At 60.3% G+C, this 20,603-nt stretch carries 16 protein-coding genes and 3 pseudogenes; 5 read left to right on the forward strand and 14 right to left on the reverse strand.

Going from position 1 to position 20,603, the window contains the following annotated elements; translation table 11 throughout:
• Positions 1-34 precede the first annotated feature (34 nt).
• Together fghA and NFI08_RS13415 are read right to left on the reverse strand one after the other, a co-directional pair.
• A complete protein-coding gene (gene fghA / locus NFI08_RS13410) occupies positions 35-892 on the reverse strand; it encodes an S-formylglutathione hydrolase (protein WP_045994979.1) in 858 nt (285 codons plus the stop codon).
• A 209-nt stretch (positions 893-1,101) separates the two neighbouring features.
• Positions 1,102-2,211 (reverse strand): S-(hydroxymethyl)glutathione dehydrogenase/class III alcohol dehydrogenase, encoded by a 1,110-nt coding sequence (locus NFI08_RS13415; RefSeq protein WP_045994980.1) that lies wholly within the window; start codon positions 2,209-2,211, stop codon positions 1,102-1,104.
• Positions 2,212-2,395: 184 nt separating this feature from the next.
• Between NFI08_RS13415 and NFI08_RS13420 the strand changes: the two genes are divergently transcribed.
• A complete protein-coding gene (locus tag NFI08_RS13420) occupies positions 2,396-3,325 on the forward strand; it encodes a LysR family transcriptional regulator (protein ID WP_108448106.1) in 930 nt (309 codons plus the stop codon).
• Positions 3,326-3,883: 558 nt separating this feature from the next.
• Here the strand turns inward: NFI08_RS13420 and NFI08_RS13425 are convergent.
• Together NFI08_RS13425 and NFI08_RS13430 are read right to left on the reverse strand one after the other, a co-directional pair.
• Positions 3,884-4,858: pseudogene (locus tag NFI08_RS13425) on the reverse strand (IS481 family transposase); the annotation flags it as partial.
• Complete coding sequence (locus tag NFI08_RS13430) at positions 4,744-5,400, reverse strand: tetratricopeptide repeat protein (protein ID WP_349589942.1); 657 nt, start codon at positions 5,398-5,400, stop codon at positions 4,744-4,746. The gene NFI08_RS13430 and the pseudogene NFI08_RS13425, both read right to left, overlap by 115 nt.
• 188 nt (positions 5,401-5,588) lie before the next feature.
• Between NFI08_RS13430 and NFI08_RS13435 the strand changes: the two are divergent.
• A pseudogene (locus NFI08_RS13435) lies at positions 5,589-6,054 on the forward strand (IS30 family transposase); the annotation flags it as partial.
• Between the two features lie 334 nt (positions 6,055-6,388).
• Positions 6,389-7,408, forward strand: a complete 1,020-nt coding sequence (locus NFI08_RS13440) for an IS30 family transposase (RefSeq protein WP_349589945.1) — start codon at positions 6,389-6,391, stop codon at positions 7,406-7,408.
• Between the two features lie 38 nt (positions 7,409-7,446).
• Here the strand turns inward: NFI08_RS13440 and NFI08_RS13445 are convergent.
• The 9 genes and pseudogenes from NFI08_RS13445 to NFI08_RS13485 form a co-directional block, all read right to left on the reverse strand.
• Positions 7,447-7,677: pseudogene (locus NFI08_RS13445) on the reverse strand (type VI secretion system contractile sheath small subunit); the annotation flags it as partial.
• A gap of 45 nt (positions 7,678-7,722) precedes the next feature.
• Positions 7,723-8,475, reverse strand: coding sequence for a hypothetical protein (locus tag NFI08_RS13450; protein WP_045991870.1), 753 nt, complete (start codon positions 8,473-8,475; stop codon positions 7,723-7,725).
• A 142-nt stretch (positions 8,476-8,617) separates the two neighbouring features.
• Positions 8,618-9,034: a hypothetical protein gene (locus NFI08_RS13455; RefSeq protein WP_162816382.1), complete on the reverse strand. Its 417-nt coding sequence runs from the start codon at positions 9,032-9,034 to the stop codon at positions 8,618-8,620.
• 894 nt (positions 9,035-9,928) lie between these two features.
• A complete protein-coding gene (locus NFI08_RS13460) occupies positions 9,929-10,846 on the reverse strand; it encodes a branched-chain amino acid ABC transporter permease (RefSeq protein WP_371931873.1) in 918 nt (305 codons plus the stop codon).
• Positions 10,847-10,916: 70 nt separating this feature from the next.
• On the reverse strand, positions 10,917-11,804 hold the full coding sequence (locus tag NFI08_RS13465; protein WP_045991867.1) for a branched-chain amino acid ABC transporter permease: 888 nt from the start codon (positions 11,802-11,804) through the stop codon (positions 10,917-10,919).
• A gap of 70 nt (positions 11,805-11,874) precedes the next feature.
• Complete coding sequence (locus NFI08_RS13470) at positions 11,875-13,122, reverse strand: ABC transporter substrate-binding protein (protein WP_108448079.1); 1,248 nt, start codon at positions 13,120-13,122, stop codon at positions 11,875-11,877.
• Positions 13,123-13,261: 139 nt separating this feature from the next.
• On the reverse strand, positions 13,262-14,014 hold the full coding sequence (locus NFI08_RS13475) for an ABC transporter ATP-binding protein (protein ID WP_349589951.1): 753 nt from the start codon (positions 14,012-14,014) through the stop codon (positions 13,262-13,264).
• Entirely contained in the window at positions 14,011-14,787 is a 777-nt protein-coding gene (locus NFI08_RS13480) for an ABC transporter ATP-binding protein (RefSeq protein ID WP_124802746.1), read from the reverse strand. The genes NFI08_RS13475 and NFI08_RS13480 overlap by 4 nt, the downstream gene beginning before the upstream one ends.
• Before the next feature lie 335 nt (positions 14,788-15,122).
• Positions 15,123-16,502, reverse strand: coding sequence for an L-serine ammonia-lyase (locus NFI08_RS13485; protein WP_124802748.1), 1,380 nt, complete (start codon positions 16,500-16,502; stop codon positions 15,123-15,125).
• A gap of 239 nt (positions 16,503-16,741) precedes the next feature.
• Here NFI08_RS13485 and NFI08_RS13490 point away from each other — a divergent pair, with 239 nt between their 5' ends.
• Positions 16,742-17,665, forward strand: coding sequence for a LysR substrate-binding domain-containing protein (locus tag NFI08_RS13490; protein WP_108131341.1), 924 nt, complete (start codon positions 16,742-16,744; stop codon positions 17,663-17,665).
• A gap of 179 nt (positions 17,666-17,844) precedes the next feature.
• A complete protein-coding gene (locus NFI08_RS13495) occupies positions 17,845-18,492 on the forward strand; it encodes a hypothetical protein (RefSeq protein ID WP_349589956.1) in 648 nt (215 codons plus the stop codon).
• A gap of 216 nt (positions 18,493-18,708) precedes the next feature.
• On the opposite strand, the gene rpoD is transcribed toward NFI08_RS13495, so the two are convergent.
• On the reverse strand, positions 18,709-20,544 hold the full coding sequence (gene rpoD, locus NFI08_RS13500) for an RNA polymerase sigma factor RpoD (protein WP_108131339.1): 1,836 nt from the start codon (positions 20,542-20,544) through the stop codon (positions 18,709-18,711).
• Between the last annotated feature and the right edge of the window lie 59 nt (positions 20,545-20,603).

A 20,603-nucleotide genomic window follows, 5' to 3' on the forward strand; every position in this document is an offset into this window, starting at 1 on the left:
TTGGAGGGTACTGCAGGCTGGCGAGAAGTCTCGCTCAGCGCTTGGCGTAGAGCTTCTCGGCGTGGTAGCGCAGGTGATCCTCGATAAAGGTCGCGATGAAGAAGTAGCTGTGGTCGTAGCCGGGCTGGCGACGCAGGATCAGCGGGTGATCGCGCTCGGCACAGACCGCCTCCAGTCGCTCTGGACACAACTGCTCATCGAGGAAGTCATCGGCGTCGCCCTGGTCGATGAACAACGGCTGACGTGAGGCGCCACGGGCCACCAGCTCACAGGCGTCGTACTGGGTCCACTTGCTGGAATCCTCGCCCAGATAGGCCGAGAACGCCTTGCGCCCCCAGGGGCACTGGGTCGGATTGACGATCGGCGAGAACGCCGACACCGAGCGGTAGTGCCCCGGCTTGCGCAGCGCCAGAATCAAGGCACCGTGGCCTCCCATGGAGTGACCACTGATGGACTCGCGACCGTTGAGCGGGAAGTGCTGACGAACCACCGAAGGCAGCTCTTCGGTGACGTAGTCATACATCCGGTAGTGGGCCTTCCACGGCTCCTGGGTGGCGTTGACGTAGAAGCCCGCCCCGGAACCCAGATCGTAGCTGTCGTGCTCACCCGGCAGGTCGGTCCCCCGGGGACTGGTGTCGGGGCAGAGGATGGCGATGCCCAGCTCCGCCGCCAGCCGATGGGCACCGGCCTTCTGCATGAAGTTCTCGTCGGTGCAGGTCAGCCCCGACAGCCACCACAGCAGCGGCACCTTCTCCGTCTCGGCCTGGGGCGGCAGATAGATGGCGAAGGTCATCTCGCAGTCCAGCGCCCGCGAGTGGTGACGATAGCGCTTGTGCCAGCCGCCGAAGCTGCGATTGGCGCTGACCAGTTCCAGATGTTCGCTCATGGACATGGCGACTTCCCCTCAACGATGAAGCCCCGAGGTCCGGGGCGGATAAAACGACGCGGTGCGTTCTGGCGGACGACGCGGCCGTCTGGCGGTGGGGCGAGCTGGCATCAATACTGCGCCAGCAATCGACTCACCGCCAATCGGCGCCCGCCTGGCCCATCGCTTGGGACAGGCGGGCGTGGCCTCATCAGCGCCGTCTCGATGCTACCGGCTCAGTAATGCAGTACGGTGCGGATGCTCTCGCCGGCGTGAAGCAGGTCGAAGGCCTCGTTGATCTTCTCGAACTCCATGTTGTGGGTAATGAAGTCGTCGATGTTCAGCTCGCCCTTCATGTACTGCTCGACGTAGCCCGGCAGCTGGCTACGGCCCTTGACGCCACCGAAGGCGGAGCCCTTCCATACCCGACCGGTCACCAGCTGGAAAGGCCGGGTGGAGATCTCTTCGCCGGCGCCGGCGACACCGATGACGATCGACTCGCCCCAACCCTTGTGACAGCACTCCAGCGCCGACCGCATGACGTTGACGTTGCCGATGCACTCGAAGGAGTAGTCGACGCCGCCGTCGGTCAGGTCGACGATCACCTGCTGGATGGAATCGCTGTAGTCCTTCGGATTGACGAAGTCGGTGGCGCCAAACTGCTTGGCCAGCTCGAACTTGTCCGGATTCACGTCGATGGCGATGATACGACCGGCCTTGGCCATCACCGCACCCTGGATTACCGCAAGGCCGATGGCACCGAGACCGAACACCGCCACGGTGGCACCCGGCTCGACCTTGGCGGTGTTCATCACCGCGCCGATCCCGGTGGTCACCCCGCAGCCGAGCAGACAGATCTTGTCCAGCGGCGCTTCCTTGGACACCTTGGCCAGCGAAACCTCTGGCACCACGGTGTACTCGCTGAAGGTGGAAGTGCCCATATAGTGATAGAGCGGCTTGCCATCCAGCGAGAAGCGTGTGGTGCCGTCAGGCATCTGGCCCTTGCCCTGGGTGGCACGGACCGAGCTGCACAGATTGGTCTTGCCCGAACGGCAGAACTTGCACTCGCCACACTCGGCCGTGTACAGCGGGATGACGTGGTCGCCGGGCTTCAGGCTGGTGACGCCCTCCCCCACTTCTTCGACCACACCGGCTCCCTCGTGACCCAGTACCGAAGGAAACAGCCCCTCCGGGTCTGCTCCGGACAGGGTATAGGCGTCGGTGTGACAGACACTGGTGGCGACCACCCTGACCAGCACCTCGCCGGCCTTGGGGCCTTCGACATCGATTTCGGTCAGGGTAAGCGGCTTGCCGGCTTCAAGGGCAATGGCGGCGCGAGACTTCATGGCAATCTCCTCGGATCGGGGGTTGCACGCCAGGCATGAACGACCAAGCCTGGCGTACTGACGTAAGGGGCACGGGTCATCCTGACCCGGTGGATGATGACCACAGTCTAGACCTCGCTACGGACTGGGATAAAGCACGCATTCGGCATAACATTGTTGCTGTCTCGCAACAATGGAGAGCGCCATGCATCCCTGGGCCGGCATTGAAGCCTTTATCGAAGTGGTACGCCTGAAGTCCTTTGCCGCCGCCGCCCGACGCCTGGGTGTATCCAGCTCCCACGTCAGCCGACAGGTGGCCGCCCTGGAAAGCCGGCTCGATACGCCGCTTCTGTATCGCACCACCCGCCAGATAAGCCTGACCGAGGCCGGTCGGCTCTACTATCAGCAGTGCGAGGCGCTGGTCGACGGCTTTCGCGAGGCCGACGCCGTGGTCAAGGACTTCGAGGCTCACCCCAGGGGCGAGCTGGCGCTGACCTGCGCCACCACCTTTGGCGAGCGCTACGTGGCGCCTCTGATCAACGACCTGCTGATCCAATACCCTCAGCTCGGCGTGCGCCTGCACTTCACCAACCGCCAGGTGGACCTGATCGAGGAGGGCTTCGATATCGGCATCCGCATGGGCACGCTGGAGGACAGCACCATGATCGCCCGCCGCCTGGCCGATAGACGCGAGTACGTGGTGGGCTCCCCCGACTACTTCCAGCGCTACTCGCAGCCCCACGCCCTGTCCGAACTGAAGCACCACCGCTGCCTGCATGGCTCACGTGATCGCTGGCGCTTCGCCGTCGACGGCATTCCCCGGGAAGTGGCGATCAAGGGCCCCTGGCAGGGCAACTCCGGCCCGGCCCTGCTCGACGCCGTGCTGAAGGGCGTGGGCCTGGGTCAGCTTCCCGACTACTACGTCGAGCACCATCTGGCCCGTGGCGAACTTGTCTCGGTGCTCGACACCTACCGCCACAGCGATACCGGCGTCTGGGCCGTCACCCCGCACCACCGCCACCGCTCCCCCAAGGTCCGCGTGGTCATCGACTACCTCGCCGAACACCTCGCAGAGCGCCTGCCACCGCGATATCGCGACAGGCGAGGCACCGACGAGCCAGCGCCATCCGACTAACCCCAGCGACAAAAAGGCCCTCGATACGCTTTCGTATCGAGGGCCTTCGACATCTGGTCACCAAAAGGCTTGCCTCCTATTGCCTGCCATCTGTGACTATTGAAAAGACCCATCCTCCTGATACTCGAGGCCGTAGTAGCTGGGCACAAAGATATTATGTTCTTCCTGCCACTCCCGAGAAAGGCGGATGGCCTCACGGATCTGCTCGGGGGTCATTTGTTCTTCAAGGCGGGCTTTATCGGGGGCGCTGCCAGGTGAGAGAAGGTCGTAATATTTATAGGCTTGGACGAGGTCGATATCCGTACCTATCCCTTCTTCGTAGACTTTTGCCAAGCCAGAAAAGCCATCCATCGGATTACCATATGGAAGCCCTTCGATTTTAGACATCCATTCAAAGACCTTTTCTTCGTCTTGAGAAACACCATCACCATCATAAAACATTTGAGCAACATTAGAAGCAGAAATCTTATCACCACCATTAGCCGCTTCGATAAACCATCTAAGAGCCGCCTCATAATCAACTTCCACCAGATCAACTGGCATTTTCCCTTTATAAGTGTCAGGTCCCGGATGATTAATTACACGCTTGGTGAATAGCTCAGGACGCCTGTTCTGCCAGTCTTTCATCGCTGAAATGGGGGCTTGGTGCTTCAATGCCTTCTGCGGGATGTGATGATTGTACAGCCAGCAGTATCGTTTTAGCGTTTGCTCCAGGTCTTCTCCGGAGACATAGCGACGCGTCGCCAAGACGTCACTGATACGGCCATTGAAGCGTTCGACCATTCCGTTGGTTTGAGGGTGGCCCGGTCGAATCAGGCGGTGCTCCACGTGGTGCTCTGCACATGCCTGGTCAAACGGATGCTGTCCGGTGGGCTTGCGCTCTCCACCAGAGGTGAAGCGATCCGTGAAGCTCTTGCCATTGTCCGTCAGCACCTTTTGGACCTTGAACGGGGCCTTCTCAACGACCCGATGGAAAAACGCTTCAGCATCGCTTGCCGCCTGGCTGGAGCGCAGCTCCAGATAGACCCAGCGCGTAGCTCGGTCGATGGCAACGTACAGATAGCGGCGCTGCGTCTCATCAGGCATCTGCGGCAGATATTTGATATCGATATGGAGGTAGCCCGGTTCGTAGTCTCGAAAGGGCTTGGGCGTTTCCTTCTTGCCCTCCTGATCCCTCTTAGCCAATTGGGCCAAGGTGGGCACCTGGCGGCGTTTCAACATCCGGTGGAGCGCCGCTCTGGATAGCGTGGGATGCAAGAACTCCCGGGCGACGACGAGCAGGTCGTCGAGCCCGAGACGAAGGAATTCGCGTGCCGCAATCAGCACCTCTTCCTGCTCGTGGTTGAGCGTTGCCTTGAGGTTGTGACGGGTGTGGGGGCGATCATAGACGTCATCGCGGTGCCGCCACCGACGTATCGTCATGTCACTGACACCAAAACGCTCCGCCAGCGCCGTATCGGTAATGTGAGCAGGAGCCGCCTGGATCTCAGCGCGAATCTTCGGGGTTGTAGTGGCTTGCTTATGAAGCTTGATCTCCATGGCAATGCTCCTGGATGAACTGACGGAGAAGCCCTCGGGCGGCTATCAAAGGATAGCTCCTTTTGGTCAATTGAACATCCGAGACACCACATATAAGCAAAGGCGATTTCTCTCTGGGAGTTAATATAACCATTTTCAGCAGAGACTATAAGATAATAAAGAGCTTTTACAAAATCGACCGAAGCACCGCCTCCATAATAATAAGCCTCATATAAATCATAACCAGCATCTACGACACCACCTTTCCACGCTGACTCTAAAATCCTAACGCCTTCCTCTTTATTCATCCCAACATCATACCCATACATCAAAGAGACACCTAAAAAATATTCTGACTTAGCATCGCCTCCTTGATGTTTTTCTATAATGTCTGACAAATCAATATCTTTTAAAAAAGGTGCCATCGAAAATGGGCCACTATCATTGTTCACTATGAATGCAGACTCTCCAAGCGCTAACCTCTCAGTACCACTTGTCTCTTTATTATCACATGCAGATATAAAAACAAAAAACACAAACGAAAGAATTTTTTGCATTATTTAAAACCTTACTATGAAATTCTCAGAACTACTCCACGGAATATCAACATTACGCACCGAGACTCGCACCAAAATCGATTCACCAACGTAAAGATTACTATATGACTCGTCAAAATGAATCGTATAGCACCCATTATTATCTGACACTTCAGCAGGAATTTCTGCTAAACCAGCACGTCCGCCCACTCAAAGGCAAGGGCAATGCATCGGCTGTCGGCACCCTCGTCGAATTGAAAAGCGGTTACCTGATTCTGGCGAGGAGGAACGATGCAACCGCAACCGCCACCGCTGCCGTGGAAGGCTCTAGCGCTGCGCTGAACCGAATGCCATTGGCTGCACGGAAGAGCATGACGTATGACCAGGGACGCTAGATGATAAAGCATGCCCAGATTACTCAGAATATCGGTGTTGCCATCTATTTCTGTGACCCGCATAGCCCGTGGCAGAGAGGTGCCAACGAAAATATCAATAGGCTTCCGGCAATATCTGCCCAAGGGAACGGACCCATCGGTCTATAGCCAGCAAGAACTAGATGAAATCGCGCTTGAACTGAACATGCATCCGCGAAAGCGCTTGGATTTCAAGTGCCCCATTGAAACGATGAGCGAACTGATGGCGCAGTACCATGAAGCTCCGTCATCAACGCATTGACGATGTTGCACTCAGAAGCTGCATCAGCCCTCTCTAACCAAAGGGAGTTAAAACTCCAAACCCTGCGACGAAGAACACTAAAATAACGCCATAATCATACCTGCATAGGTGTAAGCCGCCCATGTAATGATGGAAATCGAAATCAAACTACCCATACAGAAACAGATGATTGGCCATGTCCCTTCGAAAAAGTAAAGGGGGTATTATCCTCTCCAGTCTTGGCATAGGGATCATTTTTAGGCGCATGACACTGTGAAGCGATATCGGCCGGCCACTCAGGTAGGCGGTCTCAATGAGCAAGTGCAACACCTGATCGATCAGGTACGCTATCGCTATGACTCATTGCTACCACCACCTTACTGCTGAAGAACGTGCCACCATCATGCTGATGCGTGAAGGTCACTCGATACGCTCCATCGCCAAGTTCCTTGGGAGAGCTGCCAGCACGATTTCTCGAGAACTGGCTCGGCATGCGGTACCTTCTCATGCTGGCTATGACGCCAGTCTGGCGGGTTTCAGGGCCACGCTGACGCGACATCGAGCACGACGACAATCTAAGTTGCGCCTTGGTACGCCTCTCTTCGATCTGGTGACCTACCTGTTGCGCAAGTACTGGTCTCCTAGGCAGATAGCCATCACACTGAAGCGCATGTATCCAAATGACCCTACACGTCAGGTCTCCCACGAGGCCATCTACAACGCGCTCTATGTGATGCCCCGAGGCTCGCTGAAAAAAGAGCTCATTGCTTGCCTTCGGCAGGGGAAGGGAAAGCGGCGTCCACGCAGTCGTGGCAAGGATCGTCGCCGCCAAATTCCTGACTTGGTCAGTATTCATCTCCGGCCGCCTGAGATCGAAGATCGGTTGATGCCCGGGCATTGGGAAGGCGACCTCATCATGGGGGCCAGCAACCGTTCTGCCGTAGGCACGTTGGTTGAGCGCACGACACGCTTCGTCATCCTGGTGAAAATGGACGGTACGACCGCGACGGATGCGATGGTCGGCTTTAGTGACAAATTGAACCGTGTTCCACGCTCACTACGGCTGTCGATGACCTACGACCAAGGGAGCGAGATGGTCAAGCATGCCGAAATAACCCAACGTACCGGGACAGCCATCTACTTCGCCGATCCACACAGCCCGTGGCAACGTGGGTCTAACGAGAATACCAATGGTCTGCTTCGACAGTATCTGTCCAAAGGAACAGACCTATCGACCTACACCCAGGAGGAGCTCGATGAGATCGCAGACTCACTCAATACCAGGCCTAGAGAGACGTTGAACGCCAAGACGCCTCTGGAGGTATACGCGGAGGTTCTCCAGAAGTCAGTGCCCGGATCTCCGGCACTCCAATAGTGTTGCGCTTGTAGGTTGAGACCGCCGAGCCGCGGCTTGAAGCCCTTGAGCACGCTGTCGAAGTTGTCACGATCGATGGCAACGAACTTGCGGTCCTTGAGTTTCGGCGGAGGGCTCAGTGGGTTGCCGGTGTAGTCACCGATGACACCCGCAACGAAGGGAAGCTCCTTCTGTTCCTGGCTGTCACCGATCTCCACGTCATAGGTGATGTGTACGCGCGGGGCACGAATACGGCCCAGCTTGTGCTGTGTACTGTCCTTTTCCGCCATGGCGTCGACTTCCTCGAATGTGCGTTTGATAAACTGATGTCGGGCTCAGATCGCTGCTACCGCCTTCAACAGGCGCTCCTTGATGCCGTCTTCTATCGCTTCGATATCACCCAGCTCGACCAACTCCTCGAAGGAGTTGTTGCCGGCGACTTCGGTACTTCGCAGAATCATGCTGTGGGCGGGCAGATGAGACGCTACCGGCGCACCTATCACGCAAAACGGCATATCGCCGAAATCTGACAGCCGTTCAAAGCTGACGGGGAAGCGAAGCCCGAGCAGCAGTCGTCCCAGTCCGGGCTCACGGTTAAGGCAGAAAAACAGCATCAGGTAGTGCGCCACGAACCTGAAAAGCTCCGCCGTGCTGCGATTGGGGTCCTTGATGATCTGGCGAAATCGCTGCAGCTCGAACCCTCTGTATCCCACCACCCACTTGACCGGACTGGTCACTCTCACCGGCCTGGCACGGCCTTCCAGAGTCACGTCGTATTCGTACGGATAGAGCTGTGGCGTCGAGCTCAGAATATCCAGCGGGACTTCCAGCTCCTGGATCAGGCGAAACGGCTGTGCCCCCGCCGTCGCCTCGAACAGCGCCTTGAAGTCCTTGAACGCATGCTGCGCATCGCGACCATTACCTTTTGGCGCGCCCAGCAGGTATTCGCCGAAAATACGCTGCGGCCGAATCAACAGCGCCAGGGTCGCCAGATAGTCCGTGGCCTGTTCCTGGAGCAGGTCGCCGACGACGCGGGTCTGCTTTCTCAGCCTGATAAACCCGTCGAGATCAAAAGATGGATCCGCCACCTGGCTTCCTCCGCTTGAAAGACTCACCCATCCTGGCTCGTCTGAAAGTCTGCATAGTTTCCAACGCCGAGAGGCCGTTGCCCTTGACCGAAAAAGGCCAGGACGGATCGACAGAACGTCCAGCTCGTAGCGAGGCCAATAGCTACAACAGTGGCTCTGCCTGACGCAGGACGAAGCCGACCAGCTCATCGCCATCGCCGGCAGAATCCGGTGGCACCCAGAGGAGACGATCGCCCTCTTCGCTCAGCTGAAACGTGATCTCTTGCGGGCGGGCTTCGAGGCAGTAGTAGGTGGCATCATCCCGGTGCTCCTGACGCCAGTCGCCCCACAGCGTCGAAGACACATTGCCCTCCGCCGCATCGACTCGGGTCCGGTGCATGAAGAAGCCATCAGGCTGCCCGCTCTCTTCGTCCCTCTTGAGCGTGATATCCGCCCGTACCAGGCGACATCCCATGCAGGGAAGCTCACCGACAAAGCGCTCGGTGACGACCACCTCCTGCGGACTGGACTCCATCACGTCAGACGACGAACACCCACTGATCAAGGCAATCAGAAGCACGGGCACTACCGCCCCGAAAAGGCGATAACGTGAGACAATGCAAGGTCGGACACCTACCGGCAGATTCACGACATTGCATAGAACTGCTGTTTTTTCTTCTTGCATAACGATGTGCGGCCTCCCTGCGAGGAGCCTTCAACCCACTTAAACGTACTTGTCCCGAAAATTCCGCCTCGGTCCTTGGCATATCAACACACGAAAATGTGAATAAAGCTGACATCCATCATGGTTTGACTGCCAACCACCAATACAATGATGAAACAGCAAAGTGGTTTAACACCAACCTTCACCGACAATCACATTAGCAATTATGTAAGTATTATGACGCCAACGTCAGGAATCCTACCATCTCCCCAATGATGCGGCGCACAAAATAAAACCTTTTTGGTGTAGGCATACGACCAATAATTTGTAAGAAATATCCTATCAACAAGTACTTATGTTTGAAAAATAAGGGGGTAAAACTAACATCCACAATAAACCAAACACCGTAAAAAACCGAAAGCCCCCTGTCCTTTCAATAGTTTAAGAAAACCCCCAAAGTTCAGCCTTAAAGTCACCTTATGCAAAAACCCATTTTTTTGCAGGACCGGTCATAGTTAGACGGCAAAATCCTACAAAAAACACCACAACAAACTCTGTGCCAATATCGCCAGAAATTCACATGGCAAAACTTGGTCACTTATCAACCGGAACTTGCCGAATAAACGCACACACCCATCCACCACGGAAGGGAAATGAACCGGGAAGACACCAACGTCAGGTATTACAGGTCAGGCAAGACCCGTGCAGGGACACCAGAACAGGAAGGCCGCAGCACTGCAGACATGCCGGTAACAACAATGCCCGACCTGAAGGCCGGGCATTGCGTCAAGGACACCGGAGGAGGGATGACTACTTGAAGTTCTTGCGCACCATGTTCTGGATCTCGCCGACAATACCGCTGCGAAAGCTCAGCACGCAGAGCACGAAGATGGACCCCAGGATGACACTGACCCAGTTGCCCAGCGGCGACTGCGCCAGCTGAGTCTGCAGGCTGACCACCAGGCCAGCGCCGACCAGCGGGCCGAACAGGGTGCCGACACCACCGACCAGGGTCATCAGGATGACCTCGCCGGACATGTGCCAGTGGGCATCGGTGAGCGAGGCAAGCTGGAACACCACCGTCTTGGTCGCGCCGGCAAGGCCAGCAAGTCCCGCCGAGATGACGAAGGCCACCAGCTTGTAGGCGTCGACGTTGTAGCCCAGTGACACCGCCCGTGGCTCGTTCTCGCGGATGGCCTTGAGCACCTGACCGAAGGGCGAGTGCACGGTGCGCTGGATGATGGCGAAGCCGATCACGAAGATCGCCAGCACCACGTAGTACATCGCCAGGTTGTCGGACAGGTCGATCAGCCCCAGCAGCTTGCCCCGCGGCACACCGTGCAGGCCATCCTCGCCCCCGGTGAAGGGCGCCTGGATGTAGAAGAAGAACATCATCTGGGCCAGCGCCAGGGTCACCATGGCGAAGTAGATGCCCTGACGGCGAATCGCCAGCGCCCCGAACAGGGTGCCGAGGATCACCGCCGCCAGGGTGCCGACGACGATCCCGAGTTCTGGCGTCAGGCCCGGATAACTCGACAGCAGAAAGCCGGTGACGTAGCCCCCGGTGGCGAGAAAGGCGGCATGGCCGAAGGACAGCAGCCCGGCGAAGCCCAGCAGCAGGTTGAAGGCACAGGCGAACAGCGCGAAGCACAGCACCTTCATCAGGAACACCGGGTAGGCAAACAGCGGCGCGACCAGGGCGATGGCCAGCAACACGATCATCAGCATGCCCTGGCGTCGGCGCGCGGCGCGGGCCCGGGTCTGAGTCGGTGTCGGCGAAGTAGTGGTTGTGGACATCTCAGGCCTCCTTTCCAAACAGCCCGGCGGGCCTCAGCATCAGCACCATGATCATCACCAGGAAGATTACGGTGTTGGCTGCCTCCGGGTAGTACACCTTGGTCAGCCCCTCGATCAGCCCCATGGCAAGACCGGTCAGGATGGCACCGAGGATCGAGCCCATGCCGCCGATCACCACCACCGCGAAGACCACGATCAACAGACTCGAGCCCATGGTCGGTGACACCGGGTACAAGGGCGCGGCGAGTACCCCGGCGAAGGCCGCCAGGGCCACCCCGAAGCCATAGGTCAAGGTGACCAGCAGCGGCACGTTGACGCCGAAGGCCTGCATCAAGGCGGGGTTCTCGGTGCCCGCCCGCAGGTAGGCGCCAAGCCGGGTGCGCTCGATGATGAACCAGGTGCCCAGGCATACCACCAGGGCCGCCACCAGCACCCAGCCGCGATAGGTCGGCAGGAACATGAAGGGCAGCTTGATGCCGCCGCTCAACGCCTCGGGAATCGGGTAGCTGGCCCCGGACACGCCGAACAGGTTGATCAGGCTACCCTCGAAGATCAGCGCCAGGCCGAAGGTCAGCAGCAGCCCATAGAGGTGATCCAGATGGGCAATGCGCCGCAGCACCAGACGCTCGAGCAGAGCACCGAAGGCGCCGACCACCAGCGGCACCAGCAACAGCGCCAGCCAGTAGTTGATGCCCAGGTACTGAGCCCCGAGCAGTGCAGCAAAGGCACCCAGCATGTACTGGGCGCCGTGGGCGAAATTGACGATCTTCAGCAGACCGAAGATGACCGCCAGCCCCAGGCTGAGCAGCGCATAGAAGGCGCCGTTGATCAGCCCCAGCATCAGCTGGCCCATGAACACCGCCAGCGGTACGCCGAATATCATGGTCATGATGATTTCCCTTGAGCATCAGGCCGGGGCACCACCCTGGTGACCCCGGCGTAGATCGAGCGCGGGCGGCTCAGTTGACGAGCTTGCAGGAACTCTCGGACAGCGGACGGTAGGCCTCTTCGGCCGGAATCGTGGCCTGGATCTCGTAAAGGTCCCACTCGCCCTCGGAGTCGGCGGGAGCCTTCACCTCGGCCAGGTACATGTCATGCACCATGCGGCCATCCTCGCGAATCTGGCCATTGCGAGCGAAGAAGTCGTTGATCGGCGCCTCGCCCAGCTTGGCCCTGACGGTGGCAGGATCGTCGGTGCCGGCTTCTTCCAGCGCCTTCAGGTACTGGGTGGTGCTGGAGTAGATGCCGGCCTGAACCATGGTCGGCATCTTGCCCACCCGCTCGAAGTAGCGCTCGGCCCACTCGCGGGACTCGTCATCCATGTCCCAGTACCAGCCGGTGGTCAACAATAAGCCCTGAGTCGTCTCCAGGCCCATGGCATGGACGTCGTTGAGGAAGATCAGCAGGCCGGCCAGCTGCTGGCCACTCTGGGTCAGGCCAAACTGGCTGGCCGTCTTGATCGCGTTGACGGTGTCGGAGCCGGCGTTGGCCAGACCGACGATCTTGGCGCCGGAGCCCTGGGCCTGAAGGATGTAGGAGGAGAAGTCGCTGGTCGGGAACGGATGGCGAACGCGATCGATGATCGTGCCACCGTTGTCGGTGACCACCTTCTCCACGTCGCTCTCGAGGGCATGACCGAAGGCGTAGTCGGCGGTGAGCATGAACCAGCTGTCGCCGCCCTGCTCGACCACCGCCTTGGCGGTACCGTTGGCCAGCGGATAGGTGTCATAGACGTAGTGGATATGGTTCGGGGTGCAGTGTTCGTTGGTGATGCTCGAGGCCGCCGAGCCGGAAATGATGGCCAGACCGCCGGCCTCCTCCAGCACCTTGGTCACGGCGATGGACACCGAGGAGGCGACCATGCCGGCCACCAGGTCGACGTTCTGCTGGTCGACCCAGCCGCGCACGGTGTTGGCGCCCACGTCGGCGCTGTTGCGATCGTCGGCGCTGAACACCTCGATGGGGGCACCGGCGACTTCGCCGCCGAAGTCCTCCACCGCCATCTTCAGCGCTTCGAGGCCGCCGGGGCCGGCCAGGTCACGGTAGGTGCCGGACATGTCGGCCAGATAGCCGATACGCACCTCGCCATCGCTGATGGCGTCCTGCGCCATGGCCGACGATGCCAGGCCCAGGCCGGTGGCGGCGGCGACCGCCAGGGCCAGGTGGCGGCGGGCAAGACGGGGGGAGGAAGCGTGTACCTTGGTCATGGGAGGCTCCTGGGGCCAGCGGCCCTTGTTGTTGTTGAATAGGTTGTTGTTTAGAAAGTGGTTGTTGAACGGCTACTGCCGGACATCTTGTGGTCGATGCAAAGGTTATCTAAAGCCTGGAAGACAGCGGCCATGGACACTAGACCCCGAGCAGGCTGTTGAGGTGCTCACGACGAGCATCCAGATCACGCGCCTCGATGGTCTCGATGATGCGACCGTGTTCCATCACGAAGTGGCGATCGGCCAGGGGCGCGGCGAAGCGGAAGTTCTGCTCCACCAGCACGATGGTCATGCCCCGAGACTTGAGGGTAATCAGCACCTCGGCGAGCTTCTGGTTGATGACCGGTGCCAACCCCTCGGTGATCTCGTCGAGCAGCAGGATCTCGGCCCCGGTACGCAGGATGCGGGCCATCGCCAGCATTTGCTGCTCGCCGCCGGACAGCCGCGTCCCCTGACTGCGACGCCGCTCGTAGAGATTGGGGAACATGGCGTAGATGTCATCCAGGCTCATTCCGCCCGAGCGCACGGTGGGCGGCAGCAGCAGGTTCTCCTCGACGTCGAGACTGGCGAAGATGCCACGCTCCTCGGGGCAGTAGCCGACCCCCAGACGCGGGATGTGATGAGGCTTCATGGCCAGGGTCTCCTGGCCGTTGATCTTGATCGAGCCACTGCGCGAACCGACCATGTTCATGATGGTCTTCAGGGTGGTGCTGCGTCCGGCACCGTTGCGCCCCAGCAGGGTCACCAGCTCTCCCCGCTTCACGCGCAGCTCCACGCCGTGCAGGATATGCGACTCGCCGTAGAAGGCGTTGACGTCCGCTAGACTGAGCGCTTCGTCGCCGTGGGCGCCGACCGCCGGTGAAGCAGTTGGCGTGTCGAGAGTCTGGTTCATGCGCTGGCCTCCTCACCGACGCTGGCTTCACTGCCCATGTAGGCTTCACGCACCGCCGGATCGGCCGAGACGCTGGCATAGTCGCCTTCGGCCAGTACCGAGCCCCGGGCCAGCACGGTGATGCGATCACAAAGACGACTGACGACGCTCAGATTGTGCTCGACCATCAACACGGTACGCCCGGCAGAAACCCGCCGAATCAGCTCGACGATACGGTCGACGTCCTCGGCTCCCATGCCCTGGGTGGGCTCGTCGAGCAGCATCACGGTGGGCTCCAGCGCCAGGGTGGTGGCCACCTCCAGCGCACGCTTGCGTCCGTAGGGCAACTCCACGGTGAGGACATCGGCGACGTCGGCCAGTCCCACCTGCTCGAGCAGTTCCATGGCACGCTGGTTGAGTGGCTCCAGCGAGCGCTCTGACTTCCAGAAGTGGAAGGAGGTGCCGAGCTTGCGCTGCAGGGCCACACGCACGTTCTCGAGCGCGGTCATGTGGGCGAACACGGCGGATATCTGGAACGAACGCACCAGCCCCAGCCGCGCGATCTCGTTGGCCCGCATGCGGGTGATCGGCTTGCCGCGATAGAGGATCTCGCCGCGGGTCGGCGGAAGAAACTTGGTGAGCAGATTGAAGACCGTGGTCTTGCCGGCGCCGTTGGGGCCAATCAGGGCGTGGATGTGCCCTTCCGTGATCTTGAGATCCACGCCGTCCACGGCGGTGAAGCCACGAAACGACTTGGTCAGGCCACGGGTCTCTAGCACGTACTGCTGGGTCATGTGGCGTCCTCTGCGGGACCGGGGTCCCTGGCTTGAGGTTGTTATGGTTGTTCGATGCCGCGATGGCGACGCTCTACTTTACGTTTACGTAAGCTAGAAGAGTCAAAGGCCCGACGCAATTGGCCAAGCGTTGAACAAGACCAAAGATGTATTCTCCGCATTTCAATAGGTTGCTTACGACAAACCGGCAACACCTTGGCCCCGCGAGGTTTTCCCCCTGAAAAGCACAAGGCCCCCGTCGCGCTGGCGCGACGGGGGCCTGAAAGAAGAGGCTCCAATGGTTCGGTCCTCGTCGAGCGACTGGTCAGCCACCACGACCAGCGCCCGCGTCCTGCTCAGCACTCGATGGCGTTGACGGCGAGCCCCCCCTTGGAGGTTTCCTTGTACTTCTCCTGCATGTCGGCGCCGGTGTCGCGCATGGTGCGGATGGCCTTATCCAGCGAGATGAAGTGCTCACCATCACCGCGACAGGCCATCAGGGCGGCGTTGATGGCCTTGACCGAGGCAATCGCATTGCGCTCGATGCAGGGCACCTGGACCAGGCCTCCGACCGGATCGCAGGTCAGCCCCAGGTTGTGTTCGAGGCCAATCTCGGCGGCGTTCTCGACCTGGGGAACGCTGGCCCCCATGACTTCGGCGAGTCCGGCCGCGGCCATGGCGCAGGCCGATCCCACCTCACCCTGACAGCCCACCTCGGCGCCGGAGATGGAGGCATTCTTCTTGCACAGGATGCCGACGGCGCCGGCGGTCAGCAGGAAGTTGACCACGTCCTTCTCACAGGCACCGGGCTGAAACTTCATGTAGTAGTGCAGCACGGCGGGAATGATCCCCGCGGCGCCATTGGTGGGCGCGGTGACCATGCGCCCACCGGCGGCATTTTCCTCGTTGACCGCCAGGGCGTAGACGTTGACCCAGTCCATCGCCGAAAACGTCGTGGCGATCAGCCCCGCGTCATCGCCCATCGCCTCGAGACGGCGATACAGTGACGCGGCGCGACGCTTGACGTTGAGCCCGCCAGGCAACACCCCTTCCCCCTCGACACCACGGTTGACGCAGGCCTGCATGGCTTGCCAGATATCCCACAGACCGGAGCGCACCTCGGCTTCGCTGCGCCAGGCCTTCTCGTTTTCCAGCATCAGCTCGCTGATGCTCATGCCATGCAGACGACACAGCGCCATCAGTTCCGCGCCGCTGTTGAAGTCGTAAGGCAAGGGGGTGGTGTCGGAATCCAGCGCTCCGTCCCGGGCCTGGGCCTCGTCGACGACGAAGCCACCTCCGACCGAGTAGTAGGTCTCGCGCTTGACCTCCTCGCTGTGCCCCTTGGCCACCAGCGTCATGGCGTTGGGGTGATAGGGCAGGCTCTCCTCGTGCCACTTAAGGTCTCTGGCCCACAGGAAAGGCACCGCCACCTGACCACCAAGCAACAGGGTCTGGCTCTCGAGCAGCTCTTCGATGCAGGGGCCAACAACGGCCGGATCGATGCGGTCTGGACGCTCACCCATCAGTCCCATCACGCAGGCGCGATCGGTGGCGTGGCCCTTGCCGGTGGCCGACAGCGAACCGTAGAGGTGAATCTCGATCCCCGCGACGCGCTCCAGCAGGTCCTGCGACCGCAGCGCCTCGACGAAGTCGTAGGCGGCCTTCATCGGCCCCACGGTGTGGGAGCTGGACGGCCCGATCCCGATCTTGAACAGGTCGAATACGCTGATAGCCATGGCGCTGCCTCTTGTACGAATGACGCGAAGTGTGGGGCATGAGGGGCGGAGGTCCGAGACCTGCGAGGTCAATTTCGCTAAAGCGAGGGCTGTCGTTCCTCCGGGATATCGTTATGCTGGCTGCCATCGCTTCGATGGACAAGGCAGAATATCTTGCCTTCACTATAGCTCAGCTAAACCATACCTAAACCACCGCCATACCACGGCCAGACTATGACCTCTTGTCGGAACACATCGCAATGAGTCGACTGCTCAACGCCCAGACCCACGCCTGGCTGAAGGGGTTCGCCGTCAGCGCCCGCCACCTGTCCTTCACTCGAGCGGCGGAGGAACTGCACGTCACCACCGGCGCCGTCAGCCAGCAGATCAAGCAACTGGAGGACCGGCTGGGCTTCAAGCTGTTCCGACGCCTGCCCCGTCGCCTGGAGCTGACCGAAGAAGGCAAGCGCCTGGCCGCCGTGGTGGACGACGCCTACCAGGCGGTGGGACTCGAGGTGAGTCGCCTGCGCAGCGGGGTAATGAGTGGGGTGATCCGCCTGCGCTCGGTGCCCTCCTTCCTCAACAAGTGGCTGATGCCCCGCCTGCCGCGTCTGCAGGCCAGGTTTCCCGATATCGAACTGCATATCACCGCCGAGGACAGCAACATCTCGTTGCGTGACGGCGACTTTGACCTCGCGCTCGACCTCAACGACGGCCACTATCCGGGACTTGCCATCACCCCGCTGATGCAGGAACGCATCTTCCCGGTCTGTTCACCCGGCCTGCTGAAGGGCCGCCCACCGCTCAGACGTCCCGAAGACCTGGCCTGGTACCCGCTGCTGCATGACATCACCGCCTGGCGCGGCAGCCAGGAGTATGGCGAGTGGCGCCACTACCTGTCCGCCATCGGCGCCCCTTCGATCAATCTGGAGCGTGGCTACACCTTCAACCGCAATCACCTCACCATGGAGGCCGCCATCGCCGGCATGGGCGTGGCGATCGCCCGGGAAACACTGATCACCAGCGAGTTGAAGAGCGGCGCCCTGATCGCCCCCTTCCGCGCCCGCGTCGACAGTGGCAAGCAGTACGGCATCGTCCACGCCGCAGGCGCTACCGACGATCGCCGGGTCAAGGCCGTGCACGACTGGCTGGTGGAAGAGGCCGGCCGCAGCACTAACCACTAACCCCCGTGCCTGGACGAGCGGCCCTGACCAAGCCATCGGGCACCTGTCTTGCGCCTTGCCTATGCTGTATAAGCATATGGCGAAGACTGGCGAAGAATCCTTTGGGATTCCCAGACACTCCCCCGGCTCGACGGGTATAATCACGCCCAGATACACCCCTTTTCTGGAGATTGAGAGGGATGCTCAATACCCCCCCTTCCATCACGCCTGCCATCAGCTTTCGCGCGACCTGCGCCAGAGCCTTGCTCTATATCCTGATCATCGGCGCGATGATGCAGGGCGTGCTGTGGGAGACCGGCCTGCCCGAAAAGATTCGCTTCAGCGAAGTCGGCTTTACCGAGAGCATGCAGACACTGTGGCTGCTGATCAGCTGCCTCTTGCTGATCTACGCCCGCCAGGTGCTGGGCGGCCTGCCACGGGTGACGCTATTGATGTTCGGTCTGCTCGGCGCCGCCCTGATTCGCGAGCAGGACGCCTTTCTCGACGCCTACGTCTTCGACGGCGCCTGGCAGACCCTGGTGACCCTGCTGCTGCTGCCCATTCTGTATAGCGTGCTGCGCCAGCGTCACGCCTTCGTGCGCGAGTTCGAGGAGTTCGTCGAAAGCTTCGCCTTCGGCCTGTTTGCCGCAGGCTTCCTTTGCACCTTTGCCTTCTCGCGGCTCTACGGCCGCAGCGAGATGTGGGAGGCCCTGCTCGCCGAACGCTACGTCAGGGTATTCAAGGACGCCGCCGAAGAGGTCACGGAACTGTTCGGGTACACCCTGCTGATGTTCGCCATGGTCGAACTGGTGCTGTGGATCCGCCGGCGCCAGGCCAGAAGCCAATAGCTCGCGACCACCACAGCGTCGTGACACGACAACGCCCGCGGCCATCACCGCGGGCGTTGTCGCTTTCAGCCTTCGCTCGCCGGAAACGCTCGCGTGCGGCAGCGCTTCACCCTGATTCGATGACATGAAAAAACGCCCGTGGCTTTCGCCACGGGCGTCCTGTGCTCACCCTACTGCTTCGCTGTCGAAACAAGCCCTGCTCGGTCGAGACAGGCGTTACTCGTCGAGGAAGGAGCGCAGCGGTTCGGAGCGGGTCGGATGGCGCAACTTGCGCAGCGCCTTGGCCTCGATCTGACGGATACGCTCGCGGGTCACGTCAAACTGCTTGCCGACCTCCTCGAGGGTGTGGTCGGTGTTCATGTCGATACCGAAGCGCATCCGCAGCACCTTGGCTTCGCGGGCGGTCAGGCCACCGAGCACGTTGCGCGTGGCTTCGACAAGACCCTCGCCGGTGGCCGAGTCGATCGGCAGCACCATGGTGGAGTCTTCGATGAAGTCACCCAGGTGCGAATCGTCGTCGTCACCGATCGGCGTCTCCATGGAGATCGGCTCCTTGGCGATCTTGAGCACCTTGCGCACCTTGTCTTCCGGCATCTCGAGACGCTCGCCCAGTTCTTCAGGCGTCGGCTCGCGACCCATCTCCTGCAGCATCTGCCGCGAAACGCGGTTGAGCTTGTTGATGGTCTCGATCATGTGCACCGGAATACGGATGGTGCGCGCCTGGTCGGCGATGGAACGCGTGATCGCCTGACGAATCCACCAGGTGGCGTAGGTCGAGAACTTGTAGCCGCGACGATATTCGAACTTGTCCACCGCCTTCATCAGGCCGATGTTGCCTTCCTGGATCAGGTCGAGGAACTGCAGGCCGCGATTGGTGTACTTCTTGGCGATGGAGATGACCAGACGCAGGTTGGCCTCGACCATCTCCTTCTTGGCACGGCGAGCCTTGGCCTCACCGATGGACAGGCGACGATTGACCTCCTTCACCTCGCTCACCGGCAGCTGGATCATCTCCTCCTCGAAGGCGATCTTGCGCTGGGCACGCTGAACATCGGCCTTGAGCGGCGCGAGACGATCGGCGTAGCGGGCGTTGTCGGCCATGAAGTCGTCGAGCCAGTCGAGCCGGGACTCGTTGCTCGGGAAGGCCTTGATAAAGGCCTTGCGCGGCACCTTGGCCTGCTTAACCAGGAGCTGCATCACCGTCTTTTCCTGGGCACGCACCTGCTCGACGCTGATGCGGACCTGTCCGACCAGACGTTCGAAGTGCTTGGGCACCAGCTTGATCGGAGAGAACAGCTCGGCCAGACGTGCCAGCTCTTCCTGAGCCTCACGGGACTGACGACCGTGGGTCTCGATGGCGGCGTTGGCGGCCTGGCTCTGCTCGCGAATCTGCCCGAAACGCGCACGGGCCTCTTCCGGATCCGGGCCACCACCGGAGTCGTCCTCTTCTTCCTCGCCGTCTTCGTCGTCGTCGCTGGCAGCCTGCTCGTCTACCTCGGGCACTTCTGCCTCGGCCACGCCGGGGATGCCTTCGTCGGGGTCGATGAAGCCGGAAAACAGGTCAGAGAGACGTCCCGGCGCTTCCTCGTCCTGGGTGGCATCGTAGGCATCGAGGATCGACTCGACGGCACCCGGCACATAGGCCAGCGCCGACATGACTTCACGGGTGCCTTCTTCGATGCGCTTGGCGATCTCGATCTCGCCTTCACGAGTCAACAGCTCGACGGTGCCCATCTCGCGCATGTACATGCGCACCGGGTCCGTGGTGCGACCGACATCGCTTTCCACCGCGGCCAGGGCCGCCACTGCCTCTTCAGCCGCGGATTCATCGGTTGAGTGATCCGACATCATCAGGGTATCTTCGTCGGGAGCTTCCTCGACTACGTTAATACCCATGTCATTGATCATGCCGATGATATCTTCCACCTGGTCGGGGTCGGCGATATCTTCGGGAAGGTGGTCGTTGACCTCGGCATAGGTCAGGAAGCCCTGTTCCTTGCCGCGCGCGATCAACTCCTTCAGACGTGACTGCTGCTGCGCATTTCCAGCCATAGAAACCCTATCTCGACGAAGAAGAATGAAGCACCTGAAGCGCTAAGGTGGAGAAACTC

It is taken from the genome of Halomonas sp. EF61 (assembly GCF_040147045.1).
GTDB classification, from domain to species: domain Bacteria; phylum Pseudomonadota; class Gammaproteobacteria; order Pseudomonadales; family Halomonadaceae; genus Halomonas; species Halomonas litopenaei.